We start from the raw sequence: 26141 nt of genomic DNA, 5'->3' as shown, positions 1-26141 counted from the left end.
CCTTCGCTAGGTTGAACCTCGCTGCGGCGCAGCTTCCCACAACCGGCCATCGGTGGCACAGTGCAGCACGATCTGACACACCAAAGTCGGCTTTGCGGGACGAGTTCGCCATCCGGGGAGTCCGTGTCGCGTCGCTATTATTGGCGGCACAAAATTTGTAGGATTAACTCTGATTTGCACGATTCATCATTAATATCGGCACCACAGAGAGCCCGAAAATAGTGGTTGAAATAATGAATAGACACGGAAGACGGAAAGCAAACAGCGGTAAGTCCAAGCCACTCAAGTATTTCAAGAAAAATGTTACCGAGATTTTCACCACTCCAGACCTAAGAGGACATGAAGTCTCGCTAATTGTAGCTCCGATGCGGAAATGGGCAGAAGAAAACCTTCAGCCCATGATGCATCCCTTTAGTGTGGAGATGGTTAATTATTTAATCTCGACCGGAACTGTTGAGCTGGAAACACTTGAAAAGCGCACCATTCACATGGGGCTAAAGCCGATCATCATTTGCGAGAGTGAAAATGGCCTGGGAGAGGTGTTAGTGGATGGGAACCATACTTACGTTATGGCGGCACTGGCTCATGAAATGGCGCAACGTGAAGGAAACCCTAGTATTGGGGGCATTCCATCCTATACGTTACGCCCCCACGAATGGGCGCAATTTGTGGTCCAACCTCCCACGTAATATAGAGGGCCACTTTGGGCTCGCCGCATTTCCCCGCACGTGCAGCATGCGGCAAGCGGCCATTCATCCCAAATCGATCAAGGTCGGCTTCGTCCGCACAGCAGACATTGGCGTGCAAAACGGACGGGTTCACAAATATGAAAGGCGGCTAACGAAATGGTACGATGGCACTGAAGTGGCGCTTAGATGACTTACCCCGTCGTTAAGAACGGCGTGACGCACCGACACAAAAATGGTCCATAGTATGGCTCATAGTAGATACATAATTCTGGTGTAACGTATTGATATGTATATTTAAATTTTATTAAAGTGGTGCCCGGGGGCGGAATCGAACCACCGACACGAGGATTTTCAATCCACTGCTCTACCCCTGAGCTACCCGGGCACGGGTTGGTTTTGCTTGATGCATCCCCTTGGGTAGCGGCGTTTTAGACGGGGGCGCGGGGGGTGTCCAGAGGGAAGTTGCGGAAAATTCGCTGTTAGTGCGGTTTCTTTTCAGATGCGCGCTGGAGTTCGTTTTCAAGCTCTTCGTCATCGTCGCCAGAGGCTGCTGGAATCGCATAGCTGCCGCTAAACCATTTCGCCAAATCGAGATCTGCGCAGCGTTTTGAACAAAATGGCCGATAGCTGGCTTGGGTCGGTTTTTTGCAGATCGGACAGGCCATTAGAGATTCGCAAATAGCTGCTTGGGGAAGGGAGGACGTTCACGTTTACGCTGCAATTCGAAAAGGCCCATCGGAGTCCACCCAACGAGTGACGTTTCAATAGGGTCGTTTTTGAACGCGGCGCGCAAAGACTGCTCGAGTTGTTTGCGATGGGCCTTGGACATGGAGACAAAGTCAACAGTGACTTGTCCAGCAAGGCCACGCAGGCGTAGCGCGCGGGGGAGGGCGCGTGCGGCTGCGAGATTGGTCTTGAGTGCAGCGGCAGGCGAGGTGTCGTTCCCAGTATTCACATCAACGGCGACAAGGGCGCGGGTTGGTTCCACGTACATCGACCCTTCGCCGAGCGGGACGTGCGCTCCTTCGAGCATAGCAAGTTGATCCAGAACGCCGTGTGTTTCAAAGCTGCCGGGGGCGGTGACGATTGACGCGGCACCCGTCCATTCACGCCAAGCAAGCGTGTGCGGGCCATCGCCTTCGGTAAGCGCCTCTGGTGTTTTCCCATCTGCATCAGCCAATACAGCATCAGCAAGCGAAAGCATCGCAACGATATCATCTGCGATGTCTTCCTCATTTGCGTCCTCGCAAGATGAACGCAGGATTAATCCGTGTTCGCTGTCAAAAACTTCATGTGCGATACCAAGCAGGGCATCGCGTTTGTCGTCGTCGGTGATCTGGCGAGAGATGTTCAAGCCCGGTTTGCCGAGTGTCACGATCGCATAGCGGCTTTTGAAGAGAACGCGATCAGTGACGGGAATTGCTTTGCCTGCCTCGCTGTAGCCGGTGACCTGCACTAGCAGAGGCTGACCGGGGCGCAGACCTTTTCCAGCGCGCAAGAACGCCATTTCGCCGTCTGGTAGGCGTAGCATCATGCCGCCTTGGCCCTTGATGGGGCGGTCGCAGATACCGCGAAAGATCGCGCCCGGACGTGGTGCATCTGTTTCGTCAATCAACAGATCGTCAAGTTTACCATCGACGAGGTAGGCAGCGGCCTCGTGCTCGCCAATATGGTCCAGAATGATCGCGCGACCCTTCATGTGTCACCTTTGTAAAGAGGGAAACCAGCCGCAGTCAAAAGCCCGGCGGTTTCGGTCAGCGGTAAGCCAACAATACCCGTGTAAGAGCCGTTGATCCACGGGATGAATGCGCCAGCGGGGCCTTGGATGGCGTAGCCGCCTGCCTTGCCCTGCCAGTCGTTGCTGGCGATGTAGCTTTCTATTTCGGCGTCTGACAGGTTTTTCATCGCGACACTGCTGACGGCATCCTTTTGCCACAGATTTTCGCCGCGTTTGATCGCGACCGAGGTGATCACCTTGTGGCGTCGCCCAGAAAGAGCCGACAGAAATTTGCGTGCTTCGTCGGCGCCACTGGGTTTGCCCATGATGCGGCGCCCTAAGGCCACGGTCGTATCGGCGCAAAGCAGTATTTCGTCATCTGCGATTGCGACAGCGGCCGCTTTTTCAGCGGCAATCCGGTTCACATAAACACGGGGGAGTTCGGCCGAATACGGGTCTTCGTCAATATCGGGGGGGCGAATCGCAAAGGGTGTCACACCCAATTGCGCCAGCAGTTCCAAACGGCGCGGTGACCCAGATCCGAGAACAAGCTTGAGGTTGTCGTGACGGGGAAGCGTAGTCATAGATAAGCCGTTTCGCAAAAGAAGAGCGAGGGCCGCATTTTACATCTTTGCAAAATGCTGACCCGCAAAGGGCGAAACACGCGTTTCGCCTTATTTAAAGCGATAGTTAATCCGACCTTTTGTCAGGTCGTAAGGTGTCATTTCGACTTGAACTTTGTCGCCGGCCAGAACGCGGATGCGGTTCTTGCGCATTTTACCTGCCGTATGCGCGATGATTTCATGGCCGTTCTCTAGCTCGACCCGAAACGTCGCGTTTGGCAGAAGTTCTTTCACGACACCTGGGAATTCGAGTAGTTCTTCCTTGGCCATGTGATCTCCTGTGTTTCACCTCCGCGCATGTCGCGGACGGCGCTTAAATGCGCCTGAAACCGTAAATTTTCAAGGCCTAATCCTCGGAACCTTACGAATGTCGCTGATATGATGTAAAATTTAGTTCAGTTTTGTGCTTCTGAGGGGGCTTTTACCTTGCCGGGGCCCCAACGTTCCAGCAATCGAGACCGAATTTGATCTCGGGCTTGACGGTAAATAGCAAGCCGCGCCTCGCGACCGTCACCAATGCCAGTTGGGTCAAGGATCGGCCAGTATTCCACCTCGAGGTGATAAAACTGGGTCAGGTCGAGCGCGCGTCGCTGACTAGCCGGCGAAAGCGCGACAACAAGATCAAATGATGAAAGATCATCACCCCATTCTTCCATTTCGTCGAATGTGCGCGACTGGTGGCGCGCCAGCTCTACCCCGATTTCATCGCAAACCGCGACAGCGAAGCCGTCAATTTCGAGGTCATTTTTGACGCCGACTGATTGGATGTAGCAATCCTTGCCGTAGAGGCTTTTCATGATGCCTTCGGCCATCGGCGAGCGGACAGAATTATAGTCGCAGCAAAACAGCACTGACTGCGGGAGGGGCTCGATTTTATCGTTTGCCGCCAAATCAGCCACCAAAGTGTAGAACGCAGATAAGTGTAAACAGTCGGCGGGCAGTATCGGTATCGACCTCTGCCTTGCCTTCGAGTCGTTCTTGCAGCACCCGTGCGCCTTCGTTGTGAATGCCGCGTCGCGCCATATCAATCGTTTCGATCTGACTGGGTGGCAGGGTTTTGACCGCGTCAAAATAGCTTTCGCAAATTTGGAAATAGTCTTTGACGACCTGCCGAAATGGCCCAAGGGACAGGTGGAATTCGCCTGCGGGGCGTTCGTCATCTGTCAGGATGTCGAACACTAGGCGCCGTTCGCGGATCGACAGGCCCAACCGATAGGGACCTGCAGGTATATCGCGCCCCTCGCGTGCGGGCAGGGCAAAGCTGTTGTCCTCGAGTAAATCAAACATCGCAACTTTGCGTTCCTGTTCGATTTCGGGGGTCGGCGCGGGCAGGCCGCTGTCGTCGAGAGTGATATGTGTGATCTTGGTCATGGCTCACCTTTGTTGAGCCGATCAAGCCGCGCACGAACAGAGAGGCCATGGGCCTCGAGGCTTTCGGATTTGGCAAGCCGTTCAGCAGCAGGCCCGATTGCAGCCAAGGCTTCGGGCGACATCCGCGACAATGTTGTACGTTTGATGAAATCCATGACGGACAATCCACTAGAAAAACGAGCAGAGCGCGCTGTGGGAAGCACGTGGTTAGGCCCCCCTATGTAGTCACCGATTGCTTCTGGTGTCCAACCTCCGATGAAGATTGCCCCTGCATGGGTGACCTGATTGGTTAATTCTTCGGCATTTTCGGTGCAAATCTCAAGGTGTTCGGGCGCGATCCGATCGGATAGGGCGACAGCCTCTGCCATGTTAGCGACAGTTATGACCGCACCAAAGTCACGCCAGCTTGCCCCCGCGATGGCCCGCCGCTCAAGGGTTTCGAGCCGCTTTTCGACCGCAGCAACCACCGCTTGGCCAAAGTCAGCGTTATCTGTAATCAGCAGCGATTGTGCGCTTTCGTCATGTTCTGCTTGGCTCAAGAGGTCTAGCGCAATCCAATCGGGATCATTGTTTTTGTCCGCAATGACAAGAATTTCGGAGGGGCCAGCAATCATATCAATACCAACCTTGCCGAAAACACGGCGCTTGGCGGCGGCGACAAATGCGTTACCTGGGCCAGTGATCTTATCAACCGGGGCAATCGTTTGTGTGCCATAGGCAAGGGCCGCGATCGCTTGCGCCCCACCGATCCGGTAGATTTCATCGACACCCGCGATTTTGGCAGCCAGCAGCACTAACGGGTTCGCCGCACCATCTGGGGTCGGCACAACAATCGCCAAACGTCCAACGCCAGCAACCTTGGCAGGGATGGCATTCATCAAAACGGAAGACGGATAAGAGGCAAGCCCCCCCGGCACATATAGTCCTGCTGCCGAAACCGGCGTCCAGCGCCAGCCCAATGTAGCCCCGGTGCTGTCGGTCCACATTTCATCGGCTGGCATCTGGCGTTCGTGATAGGCGCGAATGCGCTCTGCCGCCAGTTCGAGCGCGGCGCGATCTTCGGCGCTGACCTTGGCACATTCGGCATCAATCTCGGCGGGCGAGAAACGGATGGTCTCTGGGGTTAGCTCTAGTCGGTCAAATTTTGCCGTGAGTTCGATCAGAGCGGTGTCGCCACGTTCGCGCACGTCCGCAATGATCTGTGCCACAATATGATCCACATCTGGGCTGTCCTCGCGTTTGGCACCCAAAAGGGCGACAAAGCGATCTTCGAAATCGGCGTCAGATGTATTTAGAAACTGTGGCATGGGGCACTCCTTCGGGGCGGACATAGCCGCCTGAGCTGCGCGCATCAATGCGCCAATATATCACGCGGGGTGGGTTGGGGCTTTGCCTGATGGGGCGACATAGGGGCGGGTCACATCGCGCAAAATCACCTCGAGCGCTTCGACATCAAGCGCAATCGCGCCGTCGCCTGCAAGGGTCATTTCAATGCGTCCAGTTCCGTCCTCGCCGGGCGTAAACCCAATAGAAAGCAAGGAAAAAACCATCTCGGGGTCCGATTTATCAACACCCATGCTTTGGACGCGTGTGACATCCTCAAACGCTAAGACGGATTGGACGCGTTCATGACCGTGGCGGCGCGTGTTTTCACTGTCTTCCCAGCGAAAACGGTTCAACAGCAGCGCAAAACGCCGCGTTTTGCGATCCCAGCGCATTTCTGCAGCTGGGAACACGGCGTCTTGGGTAAGGGCGGCAATGATGGTCAGATCGTCTGCATCCAGCGCCTTGAGGCGCAGAGGCGTTTCTTTGCCGTCTTCGAAACGTGCGTCTTCGGTCATGATCCAGATACCCGTTCAATTTGCGCACCAATTGCGCCCAGCTTCTCCTCGACGTGTTCGTAACCACGATCAAGGTGATAAACGCGGCTCACGACGGTTTCACCTTCAGCCGCCAACCCGGCAAGGATCAAGGACACGGACGCGCGCAGGTCAGTCGCCATAACGGGCGCACCTTTTAGGCGCTCAACGCCGTGTACCGTCGCCGTGCCGCCATGCACTTCGATATTCGCACCCATGCGGATCAATTCCGGCGCATGCATAAACCGGTTTTCAAAGATTTTTTCTTCGAGAACCGATGTGCCCTCTGCGGTGCAAAGCATGGCCATCATCTGTGCTTGCAGGTCGGTTGGGAAACCGGGGAAGACCTCGGTCGTGACATCAACCGCCTGCGCGCGACCATTGCGGCGGCTTACCTTTAGCCCATCAGGGGTTTCGGTGACATCAACACCGGCTGCGTCCAGCTTTTCAACGAAAGAGCCAACCAGATCCAAACGTCCGCCGATACATTCGACCTCTCCACCGGCAAAGACAGGGGCAAGCATATAGGTGCCCAGTTCGATTCGGTCAGTGACAACAGGATGAGACGCAGTGCCAAGCCGATCGACACCCTCGATGGTGATTGTGCTTGTGCCTTCGCCCTCAATATGGGCGCCCATGCGCCGCAAACAGTGGGCAAGGTCTACGATCTCAGGTTCGCGTGCTGCATTTTCGATAACAGTTGTGCCCTTGGCGAGGGTGGCGGCCATCAACACGTTTTCAGTAGCCCCAACGGAGGCAAAGCGAAGCGGTACTTTTGCGCCTTTCAGCCCACCTTTAGCGGTTGCATGCAGGTAACCGTCCTTGAGTTCGATCTCTGCGCCCATGGCCTCGAGTGCTGTGACGTGAATATCCATTGGGCGTGCACCGATGGCGCAGCCGCCGGGCAGTGAAACCACCGCCTGATGATGACGCGCCAAAAGCGGCCCCAAGACAAGGTTGGAGGCACGCATCTTGCGAACGATCTCGTAATCCGCAGTGGTCGATGTCATCGCATGCGACGACAGGACTTGGACTTTGCCATCCTGCATTGCGGTGACTTCAACGCCCAGCGATTGCAAGAGCGCCGTCATCGTTTTGATGTCTGACAGACGCGGCGCATTTGTCAGCGTTAGCGGCTCTTCTGAGAGCAGCGTTGCAGGCATCAGCGCGAGGGCCGCGTTTTTGGCCCCGGCGATTTCAATTTTTCCGTTGAGGGGTTTGCCGCCTTTGACAACAATCGAATCCATGCCTGTCTACTCTTTCTGTGTATCGTCACTGCTAGAAGCACGCGCACGGGCCTGGGCCTTGCGCTTTGCCATATTTGCCTTGAGCGCCGCCTTCAGCCGATCTTCGCGGCTTGTGGCGGGTTTGCCCTTGCTATTCTTGCTTTGTTTGTCGCTCATGACAGTCCTGTTAGCAATTAGCGCAAAAAGCGTCTAGTCAGGGCTTGCACCACGACGCAATTGACGCTAATTCCCCGCCTCACGGATGCTGTGGTAGCTCAGTGGCAGAGCACACCCTTGGTAAGGGTGAGGTCGAGAGTTCAATCCTCTCTCACAGCACCATCCCAACCCAATTGTTCCTTCTGCGTTTTTGACGGCAAACCATTGTTGTCGGTTGGGCATATCGCCGAATATTTTGCCACCTATCGGGAACCAATCCGCGTTTCGCGCATTGTCCAACAGAGCACCAAGAACAAATTGGAGAACGCAATGTTGGAAATTACCGGAATCGGAAGTCTGCTTGTCCTCATCCTAGATGTCGTGGCGATCGTATCAATTGTGGGTTCGGCCAATACCACAGGAAGCAAAGTGCTTTGGGTGTTGCTTGTCCTCATTTTGCCGCTCATCGGCTTTATCGTGTGGCTCGTTGCAGGACCACGCGCGCGCAGACAGATCGTCTAAACACGCAGCCCGAACTTAGAACATCACAAATGAACAGAACGCCCGGCGATGTCATTGCTGGGCGCGGATAAACTCGTGAAAGGAAAGCAAATGAATTGGGATCAAGTCGAAGGAAAATGGAAAGAAATGACCGGCAGCCTCAGGGCGAAGTGGGCTGATCTCACCGACGATGATATTGCCGAAATCAACGGCAATCGCGAAGCGCTAGAAGGCAAGATACAGGCCAAATACGGAAAAACAAAAGAGCAGGCGAAGGAAGAAGTCGAGTCGTTCACGAAGCAGCTCTGACCGTTGCAAGGGGCGGCCATCTGGCTGCCCCGTTCAGCTAGCATCTGTCATGAGTAAAGCGATTCAAAATGCCGAATTGATTGAAATCCCGAGTGATCCAGTGCGGCGGTCGGTGCGGCTGACATTGCTATCTGTTATATTGTGCGCCCAAGTCAGGACCGGAATGAAACCTGCAAACGCAGCATCGGGAAACCCGACCTCAATATTGTAGAAGAATGTTCTATCCTGACGGCCATTCGTGATCCTTGATCCAAGGAGCGCGTAGTCGGGATAGGTGGCCCAGGTTGCACCTACATCCAGTCCCACGGTCATCGGACCCAACTGTTCCGCCCAGTCATAGCCCGTCTGTAATGTAAGTGCCTGAGAGGTATAATTATCGTTGTCGCCGACGCTGTCTTGATAGGACAACATCATATGCCAGCGGTCATTGTTGGCGCGGCGCTGACCAAATGCGCTGCGCAGGGACCAGCGGTCGATCTCGCCGATGGCGGTTTCCTCGTAGGACAACTTTTCTTTTGCGAGTGCCACGCTCACTTCGGAACGATCGTCGACTGGTAGACGATAACCGATTTCGGCGCGTCTGCTATCATAGGTAAGCCGATCTACAGTCAAATCCGATGCATCAAGGACGCCATAATCGGTGCGACGGGCAGCCAACGATAGTTGCAATGCACCCTTGGGTAATACCCGATCATAACGCAGATCCAATTCATAGGCGTTTGTGGCAAAGGTTTCATCGGGTGTGGTCTCCGCGTCAGTCAGTTTGACACGGGCCCCTTGATAGCGCCCACCGACAGCTAAGCGATGTACTGGAGATTGGGTTATCCGGTATTGCGTGCGCAGATTCAGCGTAGCGCGAATGCCCTTTAGCGCCATCGCATCTTCGGACAGGTCTCTGAAGATGATATCCTCGAGTCCGGGACCGCTGAGGGTATCGGACGTGGAACCGCCGTTCACATTGCTAGACGGAACAACCGAAAAACTAATTTGGGTGAGCCACGGATTACGCTGTTTGACCACCCGTGCATCTGCGATTGTGCGGTCGTAGTCGGCATCCGTTGGGGCAACGATCAAGGCACGGCGCAACCACAACGTTGCAAGCGTAAACCGTTCTTGGGCGACGGCCGCTCCGGCCGTTAGGCGGGCAGCTTCGAACTTCTCGGCATCAGTATTCGACAGTCGCCACGCGCGGGCACCTGCGGCACGTCCCTGAGCCGGTTCGCCGGTGCGGGGCAGGGTGGCAGCCATGACCAACAATGCAACGCGATCGTCAGGGTGCTGCGCGAGCAGTTGACGCGCGATTTCTTGCGCAGTCTCATAATCTCCGGCCTGAAGTGCCCGGGTGGCAATCGTACGGGCTTGTTCAATTGTAACGTCAATTGCAGTTTGCGCCGCGGCTGGTTGCGTGAAAAGGCAAGTAATTAAGGCAAGTGTGCGCAGGCGCATTTAGATAACCCATTGGAAATACGATTTTCAGGCACAGTGCCACAGCTAGCGCGCAGTCGCTAGCCACATCTTGGGTGCCTGCCGGGGCCAGACACTCTATAGTGACAACAACGCGAATCGAGCAGCCGGAGAAAAATATGCCCATTACCGCCGAACAACAGGCCGAAATCGACGAACTACGTGCGAATCCAAAGCCAACTTTGCGTGCCGTTGCCGAAGGAATGGAGCAGCACCTTTATAAAGCGCACGAAGTCTTGGATCACGGATTTATCCGGGTCATTGACTATATGGGCGATGATGCTGCGATTTGTCAGGCCGCGCGTGTATCTTACGGTAAGGGCACGAAATCGGTTCAAAACGATGAGGGGCTTATCCGCTATTTGATGCGCCACTGGCATTCGACCCCATTTGAAATGTGCGAAATCAAACTGCACGTGAAACTGCCCGTCTTTGTCGCGCGTCAGTGGATCCGTCACCGGACGGCCAACGTGAACGAATACTCCGCGCGCTATTCGATCTTGGATCGCGAATTTTATATCCCTGAACCCGACAAGCTCGCCGCGCAATCGGTGATCAACAATCAGGGTCGGGGCGAGGCGCTGAGCGGTGAAGAAGCCGCCCGCGTGCTGGAATACCTCAAAGGTGACGCAGCACGTTGCTATGACCACTACGCCGAGATGATCGACCAAGAAGGTCAGCAGGGTCTGGCCCGCGAATTGGCACGGATGAACCTGCCAGCCAACATCTATACGCAATGGTACTGGAAGGTCGACCTGCACAACCTGTTCCACTTCCTGCGGCTCCGGGCGGATAGCCACGCGCAATACGAAATCCGAGTCTATGCCGACGCGATCTGCAACGTCGTCGCCGACTGGGTGCCCGCAGCCTATTCCGCATTCGAAGACTACCGCATGGGCGGAGCCAACCTATCTGGTAAGGCAATCGATTGCGTGCGGCGTATGCTTAAAGGTGAAAAGGTCACTCAGGAAACCTCTGGGATGAGCAAAGGTGAATGGCGGGAGTTTGAAGGGATTATTGGGTGAGGGATGGAGCACTAATCAGTTTGGACGCCTGTAAAGGCTGGAGCGACAGCGGACAAAAGGTTCAGATTCCAAAGTCTGTTCGAGCGCAGTGTCCATTTTGTGGTGATTGGTGTGGGTTTGTTCTAGCTGGAACACACTTTAACGCCACTGCTCGAATAGCTAGCGCAGGTTCAACGTGCCCTAGCTGTGATGGCAAGCCTCAGTTCATGTTCGCTTACTCTGATAGTAAGAATGCGCTGGCGGCTAGCAAACCGAATACGATTTACATGTTCCCGGCTCGTTCAAAAAGTTTTCAAATCAAGACTAAGAGTCTTGGGGTTCCAGACGCGTTGTGGAGGTCTATGGAAGGAACTGTGAATGCGTACAACTCCAGAAACTACACCGCAACAATGTCGTCGGGGCGACGAACACTTGAAGGCATCTTCAAGTATATGGTGTCATCAAAAGATCAGAACCTGACTCTGTTCCAATTGATAAAGAAGGTCGAAGAAGAGGTCGATCTTGCGGCGCCTTTGAAACGGCTTTCTGACGCAATTCGCAATGGTGGAAATCTTGGTGCGCATTTTGACATGGAGTATGAACCAGACGACACAATGGCTAGACAACTTGTAGAACTTTTAGATTACTTGATTGAGTACTTATATTCGCTTCCAAATAAAATTGAAGCTTTGGAAAATGTGATTGATCCGCGAGAAGATACGTCAAAAACAAATGGATGAGCCTAAATAGTGTCTTGCCCGGCATCGCCGGGCAGCGCCCGGACCTCCCCCATGGGGAGGGCGCTTCGCACCCACCCCGAGGTCCAGACGCTGCCCTAACGTTGTGCATGACTTTATGCTTGGCTAAGGTTGCCGGTAACTAACCCAGACCCACGCACATAATCCTTTATCGCCTTCCCATGTGTTCCGACGGCAAGGCCGCAATCAAGGCGCTAGAAGCTGCGGGGCGGGAAGTGGATTTTCGTGAAGTCCGCGCCAATCCATTGACAGAGGCAGAGTGGGCACCGCTGATTGCGCAGTTCGGCGACAACCTCGTTGACCGCAAGTCACAGACCTACCGTAATCTGAACGCTTGGCTCCGCGAGAGCGAGGCAGATGTACTGCTAGATGCCCAGCCAGCCCTTGTGGCCGTCCTTTCAACAACAGGACCTTGGGCTGGGACGACGACGCCCGCCATGCATGGTTCCTATCTATAGGTTCTAGAACGCAAACCAAGATGGACACTCCTGTTCTTCTCAATCGTGGGAGAGTGAAGGGATCGGCGGAGAACTGCTGATTTGCCCTCAAGTCAGGTTGCGGTGTTGGTGTGTTCTATTTCTGATTGATTCTGTTGGTCTCTGGTGGCGTTTTGCGGGGCATATACAAAAGGACAGGTTGGTGTTTTGGTTTGGGTGTGGGGTGTAAAGATTTACGCGTAAAAGTTGCAGTGACCTAGCGTCACTTGATGCGTGCCCAAGGAATTTCCCCATCACGCGGCGCAGGTTTTTTGATATATATAAGAATGTAAATATGTCCCAGCGACCGAAAGATAGCGAGGTTGAGTAATGAGTGATCAGGTAAATAGCCAGTCTAACGCAGACGCTACTCCACGTGATGTTTTCTCTCCGATCCGTATGGATCTGGTGGACCGCCTGACCCGCACCTGTGACCGCTTGGCTGGTGGCCAAGCCCACATCGAACGGGCCAAGCTAAAGATCGCGGCTTAGCGGCCTTGCGTTAGACCTTGGCAAGATTGCCGGCCATTTTGCGGCCGTCACGCCCTTCGACCAGATCAAAGGTCACCTTTTCATTGTCGGCAAGCCCTGTTAGCCCCGCTTGTTCAATCGCAGTAATATGAACAAAAACGTCTGATCCGCCTTCGTCCGGTGCGATAAACCCAAATCCCTTTGTTGTGTTAAACCACTTTACAGTGCCGGTTGGCATTGGTCTTCCTCCGTAGTGACGCCCTGAATAGATTTCCCCCAAGGCTTGTATGTCTAGACTTATGTGTTTTATGCAAAATGCAAGTGACAGCTTACCGCAAGTACGGAACGCTTCAAGACATTCAATCAGGAGGTGAAATGCGCTTTTTCGGTCTAAAAACATGCGATACCTGTCGCAAAGCGTTAAAATCATTGCAGGCGGCGGGTTTTACCCCCGAGATTATTGATGTGCGCGCAGACGGGGTTTCGGCCGCAGATTTGGCGAAAATCGTTGATGAGTTTGGTGAAAAGGCGATCAATCGCGCGTCAACAACATGGCGTGGACTGTCTGACGAAGAAAAGTCAGGCGCGCCGCTTGCACTTCTTGCTGCGCATCCGACCCTTATGAAACGCCCGGTGATAGAGGCTGATGGTGTCTGGACTATCGGTTGGAAAGCTGACGCGCAGGCGGTCCACCTTGGCGAATAGTATGCGGACGACTATCTACATTCTGAGCAGTACGGAGAAATAGATGCGTAACGCAGCGCTGACCCTTGGCCTAATCGCAGGTGTGATGGGAATTTTTGTGGGATTGTTTGGCTATGGCTATGCCGAACTGACCGAACGCCATACCGAAGTGGGGGAATTCCTGGGGGTCTTTGAAAACCCCGGCTTTATCCGGTTTGCGAGCTTTGTCGCGCCGATGCTAGCGATTGCTGGTGGCGCGATGGCAAAGGCGCGCGCGCTTTGGGGTGGGGGGCTGATGCTATTGGCAGCGCTATGCACCTATGCGGCCTTTGGGTTTAACGTTGCGACGATGTTCCCCATCGGGTTCGCAGCATTGGGCGGTATCTTGGCGATTGCTGCCGGTAAACCCGACGAGCCTAAGGCGCATTTCTAAAGATCAGCCGGTCGATTGAAATCGCGCCGGCACCTTTGAAGACCAAGGTCAGCAGGCAGAATACCCAAAAAGCCCGCTGATCAAGAATGAGCCCATCTGGCAGCCGATCAAACCACATACCGAGCGTACCAGCATGCGCGATCCCACCGTGACCAAAGAGATCGGTCAGCGATTGCACGATGATAAATCCAATCATGCCAAGTGCAGCCAGTCGCGTCATCAAGCCGACAAGGATTAGTAGGGGCAAGATGAACTCGGCCAATGTTCCTGCTGTCACAACCGCCCAGTGGAAAATTGTAAGCTGACTGGTGTCATAGCCTGCGGCCTCCATCGCGCGGGGGAAAATCTGGACGTAGGCGCCTGATGAGGGGCTGAGAAAGCCGAATATCCCATCGCCAAGTTTGGTTTTGGCAGAGTTCCAAAAGTAAAACAGCAACACGGCGGCAAAGATAAACCGCGCGAGAAACGGAAGCAGCGCGTCACCAAGGCGGTGCAATCGGGCGGCGCTGTGAGATAAGAGAGGTGAGTTCAGCATTGAAGCGCCTTTCAGTAGATTTCGGTGACCGCAGATTGCCCCAAGAGTAGTGACAAAGTCGCGCCCAGATCCAATGTTTCATCAGTGAGCGTTTCGCCCAGTGGTGAACCCTGCATCAGTGTTGCAATGCAGCTTGCGGATGCTTGACTGATGAGATGTATCTCAGGATCAAGGTTTGGACGGGTGACCAAGACGGTCTCGGGGCGCATTATAGGGGCCGGTGCATCGGCAGTCGTATTTGCCAGATAAATCGCATGGATCGGATAGTCTGATCGAATGATAGCAAGCGCAGGGGCAAGCCGAACGCGCGAAGAAAGCAGTTGATTGGGGGCGATTTCTGACAGGCGCTGCGGATCAATTGGGGTGGCATCTGCGGCATGATAGGCGCGCCGCATCGCGATCTCGAGCTTGGCAATATCGGGAAGGTATTTCAGGCTTTGTGCTGGCTGAAAGCGGCGCAAAAACTGGGGCATTTCTTCGCCGTAATACATCATCAGCGGAGACTTGGGCGGATGCTTTCGCAGGTATACCCCTGCCATCGCGCGAAAAAACTGATCACCGACGAGTTTGTGCAACACGGGAAACCCCGCAACAAGCGCATCTGTCAGGCTGACCGCGACATTGTTGCGATAGACGTCGTAGCGTTTGCTTGCCTGTTGGCCGTCGGGATTGCACAGCCCATTTGGGGCGGCGAGCGACGGATCAAGAAGAGCCGCTTGAAATGATGATTGGCTCACGGTCATGCGGTAACCTTCGAGAGTGCGGTCGCTGCACGTGTTGCCTCTGCCGCCAATTCTGGCCAATCGGGAACATCATTATCCCATTCAATTAGCGTTGGTTTCGGGCCAGATCGTTCCAGCGTGTAGTCCAGCAGGGCCCAGACGGGATCAACAATTGCCGCGCCATGGCTGTCAATCAAGAGGGGCGCACCTGTTTCGTCTTCGTCCTCGTCATGACCGCCAAGGTGGATTTCGCCCACCGCGGTCAGCGGAAAATCGTCGATATAATCTTGTGGAGAGGTTTTGAGATTGGTTGCGCTGACAAAAACGTTGTTCACGTCCAGCAGAAGGCCACAGCCTGTGCGTTGCGTGACCCGGCGCAGAAATTCGGTCTCGGACAGGGTGGATTCAGCAAATGCCAAATAGCTAGATGGGTTTTCCAGCAGCATTTGACGGTTCAGTGTCTCTTGGACTTCGTCAATATGATCGCACACACGTGTAAGCGTGGTTTCGGTATAAGGGAGCGGCAGCAAGTCATTTAGGAAATGACTGTCGTGCGTGGACCAAGCAAGATGTTCGGAAAAGCTTGCTGGATTGAGCCAATCCACCAAATGTTTCAGTCGCGCGAGATGATCTTTGTCGAGTGCGCCTTCGCCACCGATCGACAGGCCGACCCCGTGGACGGAAATCGGAAAACGCTCTGCCAGATGGCGAAGCTGCGCAATCGGGCGGCCACCGTTGCCCATGTAGTTTTCGGCGTGGATTTCCAGCCAGCCCACGGGCGCAGGATCGGCCAAGATCGCGCTGTAATGCTGCGGCTTGTAACCAACGCCGGGCAGGGGGGGCAGGTGATTGTCGCTGTTGTGGTCAAGCATGGCGGCCTCCGAATTGCTGGTGGGGTGGATCAAGATCCACCCTACGCGGTGTTGGTTTATGCTGGCAGGTCGCGATCAAGCGCCTCAAGCGAGCCCATGCGCTCTTTACCGTCGGCCGTTGCAGGCAGTTCCATTGTTGTGCAAGTGCCCTCTGGAACCAGCGACCATGCGTTACCTTGGTAATCAACAGTAGATGTGCCTGCGCAGCTTGTACCTGGGCCAGCCGCACAATCGTTTTCACCGGCGAGCGAAACACCGTAGCATTTTTCGTCAGCGGCATGTGCTGTCGTGGCAAGGCCAGCAACCGCAGAAGCAACAGCGGTCGCGAGAACAAGAGTTTTCTTCGTGTTGGACATCAAAATATTCCTTCAGTTGGATCAATTATGTGGTCGCCTCGCAGCGGCGATGCCTAAAGATTAATCGTTGCAAATATGGGTTTTCTATTCACAGCCGCGTGCATCGCGTTTCCGTGAGGTCGCGTGAGGTACGCATTTTCGGTGTGACCTGCTGACGCACCACAAATTTTAGACAAAAAAGAACCCGCCGTGCGCGTGGCGCGGCGGGTTTGTTACAGCTTCCAGCGCTGGAATGTTACAAAAGATCGGGTGCTTTCGCGCTTTTTGTGAGTTCCGCGAGGATGTCTTCAAAAGATGTTACAGTCGTTTTGTTCTCGCCAAGGCGGCGGACTGTCACGGTTTTCTCTTCGACTTCGCGTGCGCCAAGCGCCAAAATCACCGGAACTTTGCCGACAGAGTGTTCACGAACTTTGTAGTTGATCTTCTCGTTTCGTGTGTCTGTCTCGGCGCGGACGCCAGCGGCGCGCAGCGCTGTGACGATCTCTTCGGCGTAGTCATTGGCGTCGGATACAATAGTCGCAACAACAACCTGACGTGGCGCCAGCCAGAACGGCAGCTTGCCTGCGTGTTCTTCGATCAGGATGCCGATGAAACGCTCAAACGATCCGAGCGTTGCACGGTGCAACATAACGGGACGATGTTTCGCGCCGTCTTCGCCGACAAAGGTTGCGTCCAGCCGCTCGGGCAGGTTGGCGTCAACTTGCAATGTCCCGCACTGCCAGTTTCGGCCAATCGCATCAGTCAGTGTGAACTCAAGCTTAGGTCCGTAGAACGCGCCTTCGCCCTCGAGGATTTCGAACTCGTGACCGGCTGCACGGCAGGCATCGCCAAGCGCCTTTTCCATGTTGTCCCAAGTTTCATCTGATCCAATCCGCTTTTCTGGACGGGTGGACAGTTTGATCGTCCAATCGTTGAACCCAAGGTCTGCATAGATCCTCGATAGGAACTCAATAAACCGGGCTGTTTCGGCCTCAATTTGATCGTCAGTACAGAAGATATGCCCATCATCTTGGGTAAAGCCACGTACGCGCATGATGCCATGCAACGCACCCGATGGTTCATAACGGGCACATGACCCGAATTCCGCCATGCGCAATGGCAGGTCACGATAGGATTTCAGACCTTGGTTGAAAATCTGCACGTGGCATGGGCAGTTCATCGGCTTTAGCGCATTCACAGCCTTTTCGCGGGCATGCTCTTCGTCCACTTCGACGATGAACATGTTTTCCTGATATTTTTCCCAGTGGCCAGAGGCCTCCCAGAGTTTGCGGTCAACGACCTGCGGAGTATTGACCTCAACGTAGCCGCCTTTGCGCTGTTGACGACGCATGTAGTCTTGTAGCTCGGTGTAGACTGTCCAGCCGTTCGGGTGCCAGAATACCTGACCGGGGGCTTCTTCTTGCATGTGGAACAGGTCCATTTCGCGGCCCAGCTTGCGGTGGTCGCGTTTGGCGGCCTCTTCCAACATGTTCAGATGTTTGCGCAGGCCCTCTTTGTTGGTGAAGGCACAGCCGTAAATTCGCTGAAGCATGGGGCGGCTGCTGTCGCCGCGCCAGTAAGCGCCTGCGATTGACATCAGTTTAAAACCATCTGCGGGGACTTGGCCCGTATGTTGCAGGTGCGGGCCGCGACACAGGTCTTGCCATTCGCCGTGCCAGTACATGCGCAGCGGTTCATCGCCCGGGATGCTTTCGATCAGTTCAACCTTATAGGGTTCGCCGCGGTCCTTATAGTATTGGATCGCGCGGTCGCGTTCCCAAATCTCGGTCCGGACCTCATCGCGTGCGTTGATGATTTCCTTCATCTTCTTTTCGATGACGGCCAAATCTTCGGGGGTAAACGGTTCTTTGCGGTCAAAGTCGTAGTACCAGCCATCCTTGATCACGGGTCCAATTGTTACCTGCACATCTGGCCAGATTTCCTGAACGGCACGCGCCATAATGTGCGCCAGATCGTGACGGACCAGCTCGAGCGCGGGTTCTTCGTCTTTCATGGTGTTGATGGCGATGCTGCTGTCAGCGTCAATCGGCCATTGCAAATCCCAGTGCTGACCATTCACGGTCGCTGAAATTGCCTTTTTGCGCAAAGAGTTGGAAATTTCCGCCGCGACATCAGCAGGGGTGATACCTGCCTCGTACTGGCGGCTGTTACCATCGGGGAATGTAAGAGAAATCTGGGCCATTGCCGGTCTCCTCGTCAGTTTGGCGCCCACGGAACGCCCGGTTGCGGGTAAGGGTTTGGCCCGTCGATACCGCCAAGGCCCAAGGGGGGCAAGGGCCTTGATGCGCCGATGTTGCACATCAAGGCGATCTTTTAGGCGGCGGCAAAGACCGCGTAGCCCATGATCAGGCAGCACAGCCAACCAAGGTTAAACAAAATGGGCCGCAACGGCATCTTGGCCCAGCCGCCGATCATTCCGACCGCATGAGCAATCCTGATCCCTAAAAATGCAATGGCAGTCCAATATGTAAGTGCTGTAAAGCCGTCGACGCGGTCAATGATCAGCACCAAAACTGCAAAGGGCAAGAGCTGTTCGAGCAAGTTAAGGTGTGCGCGATGTGCCCGATGGACCCATGCAGGCAAGGTGTTCAAGTCAATCGGACGGGCAAAGGCGTCGCCTTCGGTCGCAGGCTGTCGCGAAATGCCGACAATATAAGGGATCCATAGCGAGGCGGCCAACAGCACAAGAAGCGTCAAAACACTGAGTTCAGTTGGGAGTTGTTCCATTTTGTATCCTCCTACATTGCGGCCTTTAGGCCAGTCCCGGTTTCTAGATATGTCTTGAGAGAAGAGGCCAAACGCGCCCAACCTTCGGCAAAGCCCTCCTGACCCGGCGCCATGTTGTAGTGCTCAATGGTGAGCTTGCACATCTCTCCTTGGGGTTCGATCAGGTAGACCATGTTTGATGCAGGCGCGTCTGGCCCCATAAACAGCGGTTCAAATGTCATCGCGATGCGGGTCTTGGGATCAAGTGCGGTCGTCACCTGCCGTAGCATCGCTTCGCCGTTGGGCAAGATAAATGTCGTGGTTTCGTCCACGGCGGCGTTTCCTTGAACGGCGTTGCAGGCAAAATGATAGGCGGCCATCTGATCCGCTTCGGTAAGGGCGGCCCATAGGGCGTCTTGGGTGCAGCGGATAAAGGTCTGCATCATGAAATCGGGTTTTCCCATTTGCGTATCTCTTTCCAGTTTTAGCTTTAATTCAGTCAATGCACGCGCTTGGCGCTGTAAAAATGGCGCAGCCCAGCGATCCATCAGTTCCTGCAAGGGCAGGACATTGAGGTAATGGTATTTGAACCGCCCCTGTTTACGGGTGACGATCAGGTTGGCGTCTTCGAGAACGCGCAGGTGTTTCATGACACCAAAGCGGGACATGCTGAGGTGGGTTTCAAGGTCCGACAGGCTTTGACCGTCTTTTTTGCGAAGCTGGTCTAGCAATTCCCGTCGGGCGGGGTCGTTCAGGGCTTTGAATAATGCGTCCATGGAATCAACTATACGTTACATTCTAGTCACGTGACAATATGGTAACGTAATTCTCAATTGGCGGCGACCCGCAGATGTGATTTTGTTACGGCGAACTAAGACCAAAGGACACGCCATGCCCGCATTCTTGACGACGCCTCAGGGGCGACAGATCGCCTATCACTTGACCCAAGGAACAGGCCCAGCGGTGGTATTTTTAGGCGGTTTCAAATCCGACATGGGGGGCACGAAGGCTGTCTACCTCGAAGAATGGGCACGTAAATCCGGCCGCGCGTTTCTGCGGTTTGACTATTCGGGGCATGGCGAATCGAGCGGTGCGTTTACCGACGGCGCGATTGGTGACTGGTTCGAAGATGCCTGCGCTGCCATTAGCCTGCTGGATGGCCCGGTTATTCTGGTGGGGTCCTCAATGGGTGGCTGGATATCGCTTCTGATTGCGCGCGCGATGCCTGAGCGCGTGGCGGGGCTGGTGACCATTGCAGCAGCCCCCGATTTTACTGAAGACAGCATGTGGGGATCATTCACAGATGAACAACGTGCCGAGGTCATGGCAGGGCAACTTGCCTTGCCGTCAGAGTATGGCGAGCCCTACATCATCACCCGCCGCCTGATTGAAGAAGGGCGCAACCGGCTTGTCCTTCGCGATCCGCTCGCATTGCCATTTCCGACGCGGTTCTTGCAGGGGACAGCAGATGCAGATGTCGATATGTCCGTTGCGCTAAGGCTTCTTGAGCACGCTGAAGGGGATGACATGCGTCTGACATTGGTTGATGGGGCGGATCACCGTTTCTCGGATGATCGTTGCCTTGCGCTGATTACGCAGTCTGTCCAAGAGCTCATCGACGCCGCCACGTAACTATTGGCGGCGCGTACTCTCTCAGGCTAACAATTTGAAACAACAACGCATTTATACGGTTAGGCGCAGTCATGAATATTGCGACGATTGAACAAGAAATTGCAAATGCCGAAGCGCAGGTGCCCAATCTGCGACCCGGCTGCGAAAAGCACATTGTCTGGGCGGATAAACCAGCGACCAAGACGGCACAGGTATTGCTGAATATCCACGGATTTTCTGCCTCGCCCAAGGAATTGCATCCGCTACCAGAAATGATCGCTCAAGACATTGGGGCTAACGCTGTCTACGCGCGACTGACTGGGCATGGTCAGGATGGCGACGCATTGGCGAAAGCTACATTCGTTGAATGGATGAACGATGTGGCCGAAGCGGTGAAAGTTGCCGAATTGCTTGGCGATGAGATTATTCTCATGGGGTGCTCGACCGGTTGTACGATGGCCGCTTTGGCACTGGCGAGCGGTGCTCAGGCAAAGGCCTGCATAATGGTTTCTCCGAACTTTGGTCTGCGAAACTGGTTTGCTCAGACCATTTTGGATATGCCGGGCGTGCGTTACTGGGGGCGCTATGTCGCAGGGAAGACCCGGAATTTTGACCCCATAAATGAAGGGCATTCCGCTTATTGGACAACGCGTTATCCGACCGAAGCGCTGTACCCGATGGCCGATGCCGTGCGTGCAGCTTGTCAGGCGGATTATTCAAGGGTGACCACGCCAACTTTGCTGGTGATGAACGAAGCAGATACAGTCGTGCACCCCAAGCGAACACGCAAGGTCATGGCCGGCTGGGGTGGCCCAGTCACCGAAGAGATCGTGATAGCCGGGCCAAATGATGACGCCAGCGGGCATGTTATGGCGGGTGAAGTCTTTAGCCCCGATCAAACTGAACCACTTGCTCGGCGGATTTCGGCTTGGTTGCAGACGCTCTAGCCGCGCGATCCGGTTGCACCACAGGGGCGACCACGTCAAAGTTGCGCAGAGCAATTGCCTGACAATCGGGCGTAACGCAGGTCTTATTCTATGCCATGTGAAACACTGGTGATGATCCCACCAATGCTGTGTGATGCGCAAATCTTTGAGCCGCAGTTTCGCGAATTGGGGCAAGATCACGCAATCATGTTCGCGCCAACCAGCAAGGGTGAACGCATGGAGGAAATTGCATCGCAAATCCTGTCTTGGGCGCCCAGTAAATTTGCTGTGGCTGGCATGGGGATGGGCGGGATGGTCGCGATGGAAATCATGCGCCGCGCGCCTGAAAGGGTAACGCGGATTGCATTGATCAGCACAAGCCCGCAACCAGACACACCAGAGATGGCTTCTGCGAGAGAACCGCAAATCATAGCGGCGCGAGCAGGGCGCTGGGCGGATGTGCTACAGCATGAAATTCACTCAACCTGGATGTCGCCGCAGATCGACAAGGTTGCGCTGGTGCGGATGCTGACGCGCATGGGGAATGCTCTGGGTCCAGAGGCCTATGTGCGGCAAGCCCGCGCAATGCAGCGCCGCAAAGACCAGCAGCCAGTGTTGCGCAAGATTACGCAGCCTGCCTTGGTTGTGTGTGGGCGGCACGATGGGATGTACCCGGTGAAACGCCACGAATTCATGGCAGAGCTGATCCCCTACGCGACGCTTTCCGTTGTCGAAGAGGCAGGATATCTGCCCACGGTTGAGGCACCAGAGGCCGTCAACGCTGCGATGCGCGAATGGATGAAAGCGCCGCTTATGCTGCGGCGTTAGATCAGGCAGCGGCGTTCTTGTTCGCGGCTTTGACTTTTTTGCGGGTGCCAGAATTCGCGTCAATAAAATCCAGAACCAGCGGGCGGATGTTGTTGCGCCAGCTACTGCCCGCGAAAATGCCGTAGTGGCCAGCATTAGGTTCGAGGTGCGAAGCTTTCTTTTCTTCGGGAAGATTAGTCAGCAGGTCAAGCGCCGCGAGACATTGACCGGGCGCTGAAATGTCGTCCTTCTCACCTTCGACGATCTTAACAGCAACAGTTGTGATCTTACCAATGTCGACCTTACGGCCAGCTACCGTGAATGTGTTGCGTGCGATGTCACGGTTTTTGAATACGCGTTCAACAGTTGATAGATAGAACTCTGCAGTCATATCCATCACGGCCAGATATTCATCGTAGAACACGTTATGTTTATCGTGCTCGCGCGCCTCGCCTTTGGCGGTGCGGATAATCTGGTCGCGGAATGCATTCGCGTGTGTTTCGCCGTTCATTGAAATGAACGACGCCAGCTGTAGCAAGCCGGGATAAACGGTGCGTCCGACGCCAGCGTATTTGAAACCAACGCGCTGGATCATTGTTTGTTCAAGCTGTCCCATCGTTACCGAACGGCCAAAGTCGGTGACCTCGGTGTGGTTTGCTTCGGGATCAACTGGGCCACCAATCAAGGTGAGAGAGCGGGGCTGCGCATTGGGGTCTTCTTCGGCCAAATAGGCTGTCGCCGCGAGCGCAAGCGGAACGGGCTGGCAGACGGCGATGACGTGTATATCGGATCCCAGTTCGCGCATGAAATCTGCCAGATAAAGAGTGTAATCTTCGACGTCGAATTTGCCCTCGCTGACTGGAATGTCGCGGGCGTTGTGCCAATCGGTGATGTAAACGTCGCAATCAGGCAAAAGGCTAATTACGGTTTTGCGTAGCAATGTCGCGTAGTGCCCAGACATCGGCGCAACCAAGAGCACACGACGCGCGCTGACCTTGCGGCCCGGAATGGTAAAGTGGATCAAATCCCCAAATGGGCGCTCCATTACGGTTTCGATCACGACTGGGTGGTCTTTGCCTTTTTCGCAGGTGACAGGGGGGATGTTCCAGTCAGGTTTGACGATCATGCGGGCGAATGTACGCTCTGTCACTTCGCCCCATGCCATCAGCCAATCCATCGCCGGGTTCGCGCCCATGGACATCATCGGGTAAGAGGCAAACGCCCGCGCAGTCGCACCAAGCCATTGGTTCGTATTACGCGCGCTTTCCATCAGGTCGTAGGTCATCATATACTTCATAAGAGCTCTCCGAGTTAGGCGCGCATTTCATGCTGCAGTTGCAGCATACGCATAGGAACGTGAATATGACAACAAACGATTTAGAAACCAACGCAGCGTCTGATCACAACGTCACTACATTAGAAGCCAATCTTGTCCATATTGAGGAATTAACGCAGCGTCTTTTGATAGCGATGGGGCAGGCGCGTAAGATCCCGAACGCTTTGCAAGGGCCGAGCCATGAGCTCTATTTCAAGGCCGCAAGCAGCTATATGACGGAAATGATCAATAATCCGGCCAAGTTAATCGAACAGCAGGTCGCGTTTTGGGGCAAGTCGGTCAAGCATTTTGTCGAGGCACAGCATCTGCTCGCGCAGGGCAAGCTTGCCCCTGCCACAGACGAAACCCCCGATGATCACCGGTTTCGGCACGAATTGTGGCACACCAATCCCTATTTCAATTTCATTAAGCAACAATACTTGATGAACTCTGCTGCGGTGCAGCAGGCGGTCGATGAAATTGAGGGTCTCGATTCGGCAGAAAAAAAGCGGCTGAAATATTTTAGCCGGCAAATTATCGATATGGCCTGTCCGACAAATTTCCTTGCCACGAACCCCGAGGCTTTGGCGCTCGCGGCTGAGACAGAAGGCGAGAGCCTGATCGCGGGGCTCGAAAATATGATTGCTGACCTCGAGGCCAATAACGGCGATCTCGTGGTGACGCTTGCGGATAAGGCGGCTTTTGCCTTGGGGAAAAATCTGGCGACCACACCGGGATCCGTTGTCTATCGCAATCACCTCTTTGAGTTGATCCAATACGCGCCCACAACCGAAAAGGTCCATGAAACACCGCTGATTATATTCCCTCCGTGGATCAACAAGTTCTATATTCTCGATCTTAAGCCCGAGAATAGCCTGATCAAATGGGCGGTTGACCAAGGTCACACCGTATTTGTGGTGTCATGGGTGAACCCGGATGCGAGCTATAAGAATACGTCGATGTCGGATTACATCGAGGATGGGTATCTGACTGCGATCAACGAAGTAAAACAGATCTGTGACGTCAAAAAGGTGAACGCTGTTGGCTATTGCATCGCGGGAACGACGCTTTCGCTGACCTTGGCATTGATGAAGCAGCGCAAGGACACCTCGGTCAAAAGCGCGACGTTCTTTACAACATTGACCGATTTCTCGGATCAAGGCGAAGTCGGTGTGTTTCTCGATGATGATTTTGTTGATGGCATCGAACAAGAAGTGGCGGAGACGGGGATATTGGATTCATTCTTTATGTCACGGACGTTTTCGTTTCTGCGGGCAAATGATTTGATCTATGGCCCGGCGATCAAGAGCTACATGATGGGAAAGGCGCCTCCAGCATTCGATCTGCTGTATTGGAACGGGGATGGCACCAATCTGCCCGCGAAGATGGCCGTCGAATATCTACGCGGGTTGTGTCAGCGCGATGAATTCGCCAACGATGGGTTCACGGTGTGCGGCACTAAGGTCAAGCTCAAGGATGTGTCAGTGCCCCTTTGTGCCATTGCTTGCGAGACAGATCACATTGCGGCGTGGAAGAGCAGCTATGCCGGAATTCAGAAAATGGGGTCAAAGGACAAGACATTTATCTTATCTGAATCCGGTCATATCGCAGGGATTATCAACCCACCGTCAAAACGCAAATACGGACACTATACGAACCCTGACTTGGGCATGAATGCGGACGATTGGTATCAGTCAGCAGACAAGCATGACGGGTCTTGGTGGAATCGCTGGGATGTCTGGCTGTCAAGAAAATCAGGAAAAATGGTGGATTCTAGACAACCTGGGGGAGATGATCACCCTATATTGAGCGCATCACCTGGGAGCTATGTGAGCGCTAAGTAGCGGTGGTAGCTGCATTATTTTGCGGATGCAAAAAAATCTATGCTGCATTGCAGAAAAAGCTTGAATTGCTGCATTGCAGCATGCATATTGGTGTCAGGAAGTCACAGCGGTCACACCGCTTTACCTGAGAGGCTGATAGTATGGCTACGAAGACCCAAGATTTTACGGCAATTTTCAAAGATTTCGCTGACGCATTCCCCGTGGATACAAAAGCGATGGAAGAACAGTTTAAGAGCCAATCTCTTCTGGCAGAAAAAATGTCTGCTGTTGCGTTGGATGCCGCTGGTAAGTCAGCAGAGCAATCCGCAAAGTGGACACAAGACACAATCGCAAAGCTTGAAGCGATGTCAAAAGCAAAGACTGAGCCTTCTGACTATGCCAAGGCTGTAACTGATTTCGCATCTGCAACTGCAGAATCTGCAGCAGAGCACATGTCTGCATTTGCTGAAATCGCTAAAAAAGTTCAGACCCAAACGATGGAACTGGTTCTCGCTGCTGGCAAAGACATGTCCGAAGATATGGCTGCCGCTGCGAAGAAAGCCACAACCGAAGTCACCGCAGCTGCCAAGAAAGCGACAGCAGCAAAGTAACCCCCGGTGAAATCGATCCTTACCTCCCTTTGGATCGGATCTCCCAGAACGGCTCGCATTTTGCGGGCCGTTCGTGTTTTTGGCTGTAATTCTTAGCTTTGTTGTTTCTTCACCTT

General features: G+C 54.3%; 34 protein-coding genes and 2 tRNA genes. 15 read left to right on the top strand and 21 right to left on the bottom strand.

Annotation, left to right across the window (positions count from 1 at the left end; genetic code table 11):
* Positions 1-233 precede the first annotated feature (233 nt).
* The gene (locus TW80_RS07435) at positions 234-689 is read left to right on the top strand and encodes a hypothetical protein (RefSeq protein WP_045996611.1); all 456 of its coding nucleotides are present in this window, start codon (positions 234-236) and stop codon (positions 687-689) included.
* A gap of 310 nt (positions 690-999) precedes the next feature.
* Here the strand turns inward: TW80_RS07435 and TW80_RS07430 are convergent.
* From TW80_RS07430 to TW80_RS18280, 11 genes are all read right to left on the bottom strand, one after another.
* Positions 1000-1074 (bottom strand) — tRNA-Phe (locus TW80_RS07430).
* 94 nt (positions 1075-1168) lie between these two features.
* Positions 1169-1354 (bottom strand): DNA gyrase inhibitor YacG, encoded by a 186-nt coding sequence (locus tag TW80_RS07425; RefSeq protein ID WP_045996610.1) that lies wholly within the window; start codon positions 1352-1354, stop codon positions 1169-1171.
* Complete coding sequence (locus tag TW80_RS07420) at positions 1354-2388, bottom strand: ribonuclease E/G (protein WP_045996609.1); 1035 nt, start codon at positions 2386-2388, stop codon at positions 1354-1356. The genes TW80_RS07425 and TW80_RS07420 overlap by 1 nt, the downstream gene beginning before the upstream one ends.
* A complete protein-coding gene (locus TW80_RS07415) occupies positions 2385-2990 on the bottom strand; it encodes a Maf family protein (RefSeq protein ID WP_045996608.1) in 606 nt (201 codons plus the stop codon). Before TW80_RS07415 ends, TW80_RS07420 begins: the two co-directional genes overlap by 4 nt.
* Before the next feature lie 90 nt (positions 2991-3080).
* Positions 3081-3299, bottom strand: a complete 219-nt coding sequence (gene infA, locus TW80_RS07410) for a translation initiation factor IF-1 (protein ID WP_007205486.1) — start codon at positions 3297-3299, stop codon at positions 3081-3083.
* Between the two features lie 125 nt (positions 3300-3424).
* The gene (locus TW80_RS07405; protein WP_045997092.1) at positions 3425-3919 is read right to left on the bottom strand and encodes an arsenate-mycothiol transferase ArsC; all 495 of its coding nucleotides are present in this window, start codon (positions 3917-3919) and stop codon (positions 3425-3427) included.
* 1 nt (position 3920) lies between these two features.
* Positions 3921-4400 (bottom strand): UPF0262 family protein, encoded by a 480-nt coding sequence (locus TW80_RS07400; protein ID WP_045996607.1) that lies wholly within the window; start codon positions 4398-4400, stop codon positions 3921-3923.
* Positions 4397-5707, bottom strand: coding sequence for a histidinol dehydrogenase (gene hisD / locus TW80_RS07395; protein WP_045996606.1), 1311 nt, complete (start codon positions 5705-5707; stop codon positions 4397-4399). Before hisD ends, TW80_RS07400 begins: the two co-directional genes overlap by 4 nt.
* Before the next feature lie 60 nt (positions 5708-5767).
* The gene (locus TW80_RS07390; RefSeq protein WP_045996605.1) at positions 5768-6241 is read right to left on the bottom strand and encodes a DUF2948 family protein; all 474 of its coding nucleotides are present in this window, start codon (positions 6239-6241) and stop codon (positions 5768-5770) included.
* Positions 6238-7506 (bottom strand): UDP-N-acetylglucosamine 1-carboxyvinyltransferase, encoded by a 1269-nt coding sequence (murA, locus tag TW80_RS07385; RefSeq protein WP_045996604.1) that lies wholly within the window; start codon positions 7504-7506, stop codon positions 6238-6240. Before murA ends, TW80_RS07390 begins: the two co-directional genes overlap by 4 nt.
* Positions 7507-7512: 6 nt before the next feature.
* Positions 7513-7662 carry a hypothetical protein gene (locus TW80_RS18280; RefSeq protein WP_204218474.1) on the bottom strand — a complete coding sequence of 50 codons (150 nt, stop codon included), beginning with the start codon at positions 7660-7662 and terminating at the stop codon, positions 7513-7515.
* An 87-nt stretch (positions 7663-7749) separates the two neighbouring features.
* Between TW80_RS18280 and TW80_RS07380 the strand changes: the two genes are divergently transcribed.
* The 3 genes from TW80_RS07380 (at position 7750) to TW80_RS07370 (ending at position 8451) form a co-directional block, all read left to right on the top strand.
* Positions 7750-7824 (top strand) — tRNA-Thr (locus TW80_RS07380).
* Positions 7825-7971: 147 nt separating this feature from the next.
* Positions 7972-8163: a PLDc N-terminal domain-containing protein gene (locus TW80_RS07375; RefSeq protein WP_045997091.1), complete on the top strand. Its 192-nt coding sequence runs from the start codon at positions 7972-7974 to the stop codon at positions 8161-8163.
* Between the two features lie 90 nt (positions 8164-8253).
* Entirely contained in the window at positions 8254-8451 is a 198-nt protein-coding gene (locus tag TW80_RS07370; protein ID WP_045997090.1) for a CsbD family protein, read from the top strand.
* Between the two features lie 63 nt (positions 8452-8514).
* Here the strand turns inward: TW80_RS07370 and TW80_RS07365 are convergent, their stop codons facing one another.
* Positions 8515-9897, bottom strand: a complete 1383-nt coding sequence (locus TW80_RS07365; protein ID WP_045996603.1) for a surface lipoprotein assembly modifier — start codon at positions 9895-9897, stop codon at positions 8515-8517.
* A 137-nt stretch (positions 9898-10034) separates the two neighbouring features.
* On the opposite strand from TW80_RS07365, the gene thyX reads away from it, so the two are divergent.
* The 4 genes from thyX (at position 10035) to TW80_RS18050 (ending at position 12645) form a co-directional block, all read left to right on the top strand.
* Positions 10035-10940 carry an FAD-dependent thymidylate synthase gene (gene thyX / locus TW80_RS07360; RefSeq protein ID WP_045996602.1) on the top strand — a complete coding sequence of 302 codons (906 nt, stop codon included), beginning with the start codon at positions 10035-10037 and terminating at the stop codon, positions 10938-10940.
* A gap of 206 nt (positions 10941-11146) precedes the next feature.
* Complete coding sequence (locus TW80_RS07355) at positions 11147-11659, top strand: DUF4145 domain-containing protein (protein ID WP_045996601.1); 513 nt, start codon at positions 11147-11149, stop codon at positions 11657-11659.
* Positions 11660-11838: 179 nt separating this feature from the next.
* Positions 11839-12135, top strand: coding sequence for an arsenate reductase family protein (locus TW80_RS07350; protein WP_071210175.1), 297 nt, complete (start codon positions 11839-11841; stop codon positions 12133-12135).
* 348 nt (positions 12136-12483) lie between these two features.
* On the top strand, positions 12484-12645 hold the full coding sequence (locus TW80_RS18050; RefSeq protein ID WP_157033221.1) for a hypothetical protein: 162 nt from the start codon (positions 12484-12486) through the stop codon (positions 12643-12645).
* A gap of 10 nt (positions 12646-12655) precedes the next feature.
* Here the strand turns inward: TW80_RS18050 and TW80_RS07345 are convergent, their stop codons facing one another.
* Complete coding sequence (locus TW80_RS07345) at positions 12656-12862, bottom strand: cold-shock protein (RefSeq protein ID WP_045996599.1); 207 nt, start codon at positions 12860-12862, stop codon at positions 12656-12658.
* Positions 12863-12999: 137 nt separating this feature from the next.
* Here TW80_RS07345 and TW80_RS07340 point away from each other — a divergent pair, with 137 nt between their 5' ends.
* Together TW80_RS07340 and TW80_RS07335 are read left to right on the top strand one after the other, a co-directional pair.
* A complete protein-coding gene (locus tag TW80_RS07340; RefSeq protein WP_045997089.1) occupies positions 13000-13329 on the top strand; it encodes an arsenate reductase family protein in 330 nt (109 codons plus the stop codon).
* Between the two features lie 43 nt (positions 13330-13372).
* Positions 13373-13741, top strand: coding sequence for a hypothetical protein (locus TW80_RS07335; RefSeq protein WP_045996598.1), 369 nt, complete (start codon positions 13373-13375; stop codon positions 13739-13741).
* On the opposite strand, the gene TW80_RS07330 is transcribed toward TW80_RS07335, so the two are convergent.
* From TW80_RS07330 to TW80_RS07300, 7 genes are all read right to left on the bottom strand, one after another.
* Positions 13725-14276, bottom strand: a complete 552-nt coding sequence (locus TW80_RS07330) for a DoxX family protein (protein ID WP_045996597.1) — start codon at positions 14274-14276, stop codon at positions 13725-13727. The genes TW80_RS07335 and TW80_RS07330 overlap by 17 nt on opposite strands.
* A gap of 11 nt (positions 14277-14287) precedes the next feature.
* A complete protein-coding gene (locus TW80_RS07325; protein ID WP_045996596.1) occupies positions 14288-15019 on the bottom strand; it encodes an HvfC/BufC N-terminal domain-containing protein in 732 nt (243 codons plus the stop codon).
* Entirely contained in the window at positions 15016-15870 is an 855-nt protein-coding gene (gene bufB / locus TW80_RS07320; protein ID WP_045996595.1) for an MNIO family bufferin maturase, read from the bottom strand. Before bufB ends, TW80_RS07325 begins: the two co-directional genes overlap by 4 nt.
* Positions 15871-15926: 56 nt before the next feature.
* Positions 15927-16226 (bottom strand): BufA1 family periplasmic bufferin-type metallophore, encoded by a 300-nt coding sequence (locus TW80_RS07315; protein WP_045996594.1) that lies wholly within the window; start codon positions 16224-16226, stop codon positions 15927-15929.
* Positions 16227-16461: 235 nt separating this feature from the next.
* Complete coding sequence (thrS, locus tag TW80_RS07310; RefSeq protein WP_045996593.1) at positions 16462-18408, bottom strand: threonine--tRNA ligase; 1947 nt, start codon at positions 18406-18408, stop codon at positions 16462-16464.
* A 131-nt stretch (positions 18409-18539) separates the two neighbouring features.
* On the bottom strand, positions 18540-18953 hold the full coding sequence (locus TW80_RS07305; RefSeq protein WP_045996592.1) for an MAPEG family protein: 414 nt from the start codon (positions 18951-18953) through the stop codon (positions 18540-18542).
* An 11-nt stretch (positions 18954-18964) separates the two neighbouring features.
* Complete coding sequence (locus tag TW80_RS07300; RefSeq protein ID WP_045996591.1) at positions 18965-19708, bottom strand: ArsR/SmtB family transcription factor; 744 nt, start codon at positions 19706-19708, stop codon at positions 18965-18967.
* Positions 19709-19823: 115 nt separating this feature from the next.
* Between TW80_RS07300 and TW80_RS07295 the strand changes: the two genes are divergently transcribed.
* From TW80_RS07295 to TW80_RS07285, 3 genes are all read left to right on the top strand, one after another.
* Positions 19824-20564, top strand: coding sequence for an alpha/beta hydrolase (locus TW80_RS07295; RefSeq protein ID WP_045996590.1), 741 nt, complete (start codon positions 19824-19826; stop codon positions 20562-20564).
* A gap of 71 nt (positions 20565-20635) precedes the next feature.
* Positions 20636-21490, top strand: a complete 855-nt coding sequence (locus TW80_RS07290) for an alpha/beta hydrolase (RefSeq protein ID WP_045996589.1) — start codon at positions 20636-20638, stop codon at positions 21488-21490.
* Between the two features lie 90 nt (positions 21491-21580).
* On the top strand, positions 21581-22297 hold the full coding sequence (locus TW80_RS07285) for an alpha/beta fold hydrolase (protein ID WP_045996588.1): 717 nt from the start codon (positions 21581-21583) through the stop codon (positions 22295-22297).
* Position 22298: 1 nt separating this feature from the next.
* Here TW80_RS07285 and phaZ read toward each other — a convergent pair whose 3' ends face one another.
* On the bottom strand, positions 22299-23573 hold the full coding sequence (gene phaZ / locus TW80_RS07280) for a polyhydroxyalkanoate depolymerase (RefSeq protein WP_045996587.1): 1275 nt from the start codon (positions 23571-23573) through the stop codon (positions 22299-22301).
* Between the two features lie 65 nt (positions 23574-23638).
* On the opposite strand from phaZ, the gene TW80_RS07275 reads away from it, so the two are divergent.
* Together TW80_RS07275 and TW80_RS07270 are read left to right on the top strand one after the other, a co-directional pair.
* Positions 23639-25435, top strand: coding sequence for a PHA/PHB synthase family protein (locus TW80_RS07275; RefSeq protein ID WP_045996586.1), 1797 nt, complete (start codon positions 23639-23641; stop codon positions 25433-25435).
* Between the two features lie 140 nt (positions 25436-25575).
* Positions 25576-26025, top strand: coding sequence for a phasin (locus tag TW80_RS07270; RefSeq protein WP_045996585.1), 450 nt, complete (start codon positions 25576-25578; stop codon positions 26023-26025).
* The last annotated feature ends 116 nt before the right edge of the window (positions 26026-26141 follow it).

It is taken from the genome of Loktanella sp. S4079 (assembly GCF_000967725.1).
GTDB lineage: Bacteria > Pseudomonadota > Alphaproteobacteria > Rhodobacterales > Rhodobacteraceae > Yoonia.
The sequence above is the reverse complement of the archived record's forward strand: the minus strand, read 5'-3'. Positions and strand labels throughout refer to the sequence as shown.

What these genes read in the sequence shown, in the direction of transcription:
- TW80_RS07435 (WP_045996611.1), top strand. Translation starts at nt 234, where the DNA reads ATGAATAGACACGGAAGACGGAAAGCAAACAGCGGTAAGTCCAAGCCA.
- TW80_RS07425 (WP_045996610.1), bottom strand. Translation starts at nt 1,354, where the DNA reads ATGGCCTGTCCGATCTGCAAAAAACCGACCCAAGCCAGCTATCGGCCA.
- TW80_RS07420 (WP_045996609.1), bottom strand. Translation starts at nt 2,388, where the DNA reads ATGAAGGGTCGCGCGATCATTCTGGACCATATTGGCGAGCACGAGGCC.
- TW80_RS07415 (WP_045996608.1), bottom strand. Translation starts at nt 2,990, where the DNA reads ATGACTACGCTTCCCCGTCACGACAACCTCAAGCTTGTTCTCGGATCT.
- infA (WP_007205486.1), bottom strand. Translation starts at nt 3,299, where the DNA reads ATGGCCAAGGAAGAACTACTCGAATTCCCAGGTGTCGTGAAAGAACTT.
- TW80_RS07400 (WP_045996607.1), bottom strand. Translation starts at nt 4,400, where the DNA reads ATGACCAAGATCACACATATCACTCTCGACGACAGCGGCCTGCCCGCG.
- hisD (WP_045996606.1), bottom strand. Translation starts at nt 5,707, where the DNA reads ATGCCACAGTTTCTAAATACATCTGACGCCGATTTCGAAGATCGCTTT.
- TW80_RS07390 (WP_045996605.1), bottom strand. Translation starts at nt 6,241, where the DNA reads ATGACCGAAGACGCACGTTTCGAAGACGGCAAAGAAACGCCTCTGCGC.
- murA (WP_045996604.1), bottom strand. Translation starts at nt 7,506, where the DNA reads ATGGATTCGATTGTTGTCAAAGGCGGCAAACCCCTCAACGGAAAAATT.
- TW80_RS18280 (WP_204218474.1), bottom strand. Translation starts at nt 7,662, where the DNA reads ATGAGCGACAAACAAAGCAAGAATAGCAAGGGCAAACCCGCCACAAGC.
- TW80_RS07375 (WP_045997091.1), top strand. Translation starts at nt 7,972, where the DNA reads ATGTTGGAAATTACCGGAATCGGAAGTCTGCTTGTCCTCATCCTAGAT.
- TW80_RS07370 (WP_045997090.1), top strand. Translation starts at nt 8,254, where the DNA reads ATGAATTGGGATCAAGTCGAAGGAAAATGGAAAGAAATGACCGGCAGC.
- TW80_RS07365 (WP_045996603.1), bottom strand. Translation starts at nt 9,897, where the DNA reads ATGCGCCTGCGCACACTTGCCTTAATTACTTGCCTTTTCACGCAACCA.
- thyX (WP_045996602.1), top strand. Translation starts at nt 10,035, where the DNA reads ATGCCCATTACCGCCGAACAACAGGCCGAAATCGACGAACTACGTGCG.
- TW80_RS07355 (WP_045996601.1), top strand. Translation starts at nt 11,147, where the DNA reads ATGTTCGCTTACTCTGATAGTAAGAATGCGCTGGCGGCTAGCAAACCG.
- TW80_RS07350 (WP_071210175.1), top strand. Translation starts at nt 11,839, where the DNA reads ATGTGTTCCGACGGCAAGGCCGCAATCAAGGCGCTAGAAGCTGCGGGG.
- TW80_RS18050 (WP_157033221.1), top strand. Translation starts at nt 12,484, where the DNA reads ATGAGTGATCAGGTAAATAGCCAGTCTAACGCAGACGCTACTCCACGT.
- TW80_RS07345 (WP_045996599.1), bottom strand. Translation starts at nt 12,862, where the DNA reads ATGCCAACCGGCACTGTAAAGTGGTTTAACACAACAAAGGGATTTGGG.
- TW80_RS07340 (WP_045997089.1), top strand. Translation starts at nt 13,000, where the DNA reads ATGCGCTTTTTCGGTCTAAAAACATGCGATACCTGTCGCAAAGCGTTA.
- TW80_RS07335 (WP_045996598.1), top strand. Translation starts at nt 13,373, where the DNA reads ATGCGTAACGCAGCGCTGACCCTTGGCCTAATCGCAGGTGTGATGGGA.
- TW80_RS07330 (WP_045996597.1), bottom strand. Translation starts at nt 14,276, where the DNA reads ATGCTGAACTCACCTCTCTTATCTCACAGCGCCGCCCGATTGCACCGC.
- TW80_RS07325 (WP_045996596.1), bottom strand. Translation starts at nt 15,019, where the DNA reads ATGACCGTGAGCCAATCATCATTTCAAGCGGCTCTTCTTGATCCGTCG.
- bufB (WP_045996595.1), bottom strand. Translation starts at nt 15,870, where the DNA reads ATGCTTGACCACAACAGCGACAATCACCTGCCCCCCCTGCCCGGCGTT.
- TW80_RS07315 (WP_045996594.1), bottom strand. Translation starts at nt 16,226, where the DNA reads ATGTCCAACACGAAGAAAACTCTTGTTCTCGCGACCGCTGTTGCTTCT.
- thrS (WP_045996593.1), bottom strand. Translation starts at nt 18,408, where the DNA reads ATGGCCCAGATTTCTCTTACATTCCCCGATGGTAACAGCCGCCAGTAC.
- TW80_RS07305 (WP_045996592.1), bottom strand. Translation starts at nt 18,953, where the DNA reads ATGGAACAACTCCCAACTGAACTCAGTGTTTTGACGCTTCTTGTGCTG.
- TW80_RS07300 (WP_045996591.1), bottom strand. Translation starts at nt 19,708, where the DNA reads ATGGACGCATTATTCAAAGCCCTGAACGACCCCGCCCGACGGGAATTG.
- TW80_RS07295 (WP_045996590.1), top strand. Translation starts at nt 19,824, where the DNA reads ATGCCCGCATTCTTGACGACGCCTCAGGGGCGACAGATCGCCTATCAC.
- TW80_RS07290 (WP_045996589.1), top strand. Translation starts at nt 20,636, where the DNA reads ATGAATATTGCGACGATTGAACAAGAAATTGCAAATGCCGAAGCGCAG.
- TW80_RS07285 (WP_045996588.1), top strand. Translation starts at nt 21,581, where the DNA reads ATGCCATGTGAAACACTGGTGATGATCCCACCAATGCTGTGTGATGCG.
- phaZ (WP_045996587.1), bottom strand. Translation starts at nt 23,573, where the DNA reads ATGAAGTATATGATGACCTACGACCTGATGGAAAGCGCGCGTAATACG.
- TW80_RS07275 (WP_045996586.1), top strand. Translation starts at nt 23,639, where the DNA reads ATGACAACAAACGATTTAGAAACCAACGCAGCGTCTGATCACAACGTC.
- TW80_RS07270 (WP_045996585.1), top strand. Translation starts at nt 25,576, where the DNA reads ATGGCTACGAAGACCCAAGATTTTACGGCAATTTTCAAAGATTTCGCT.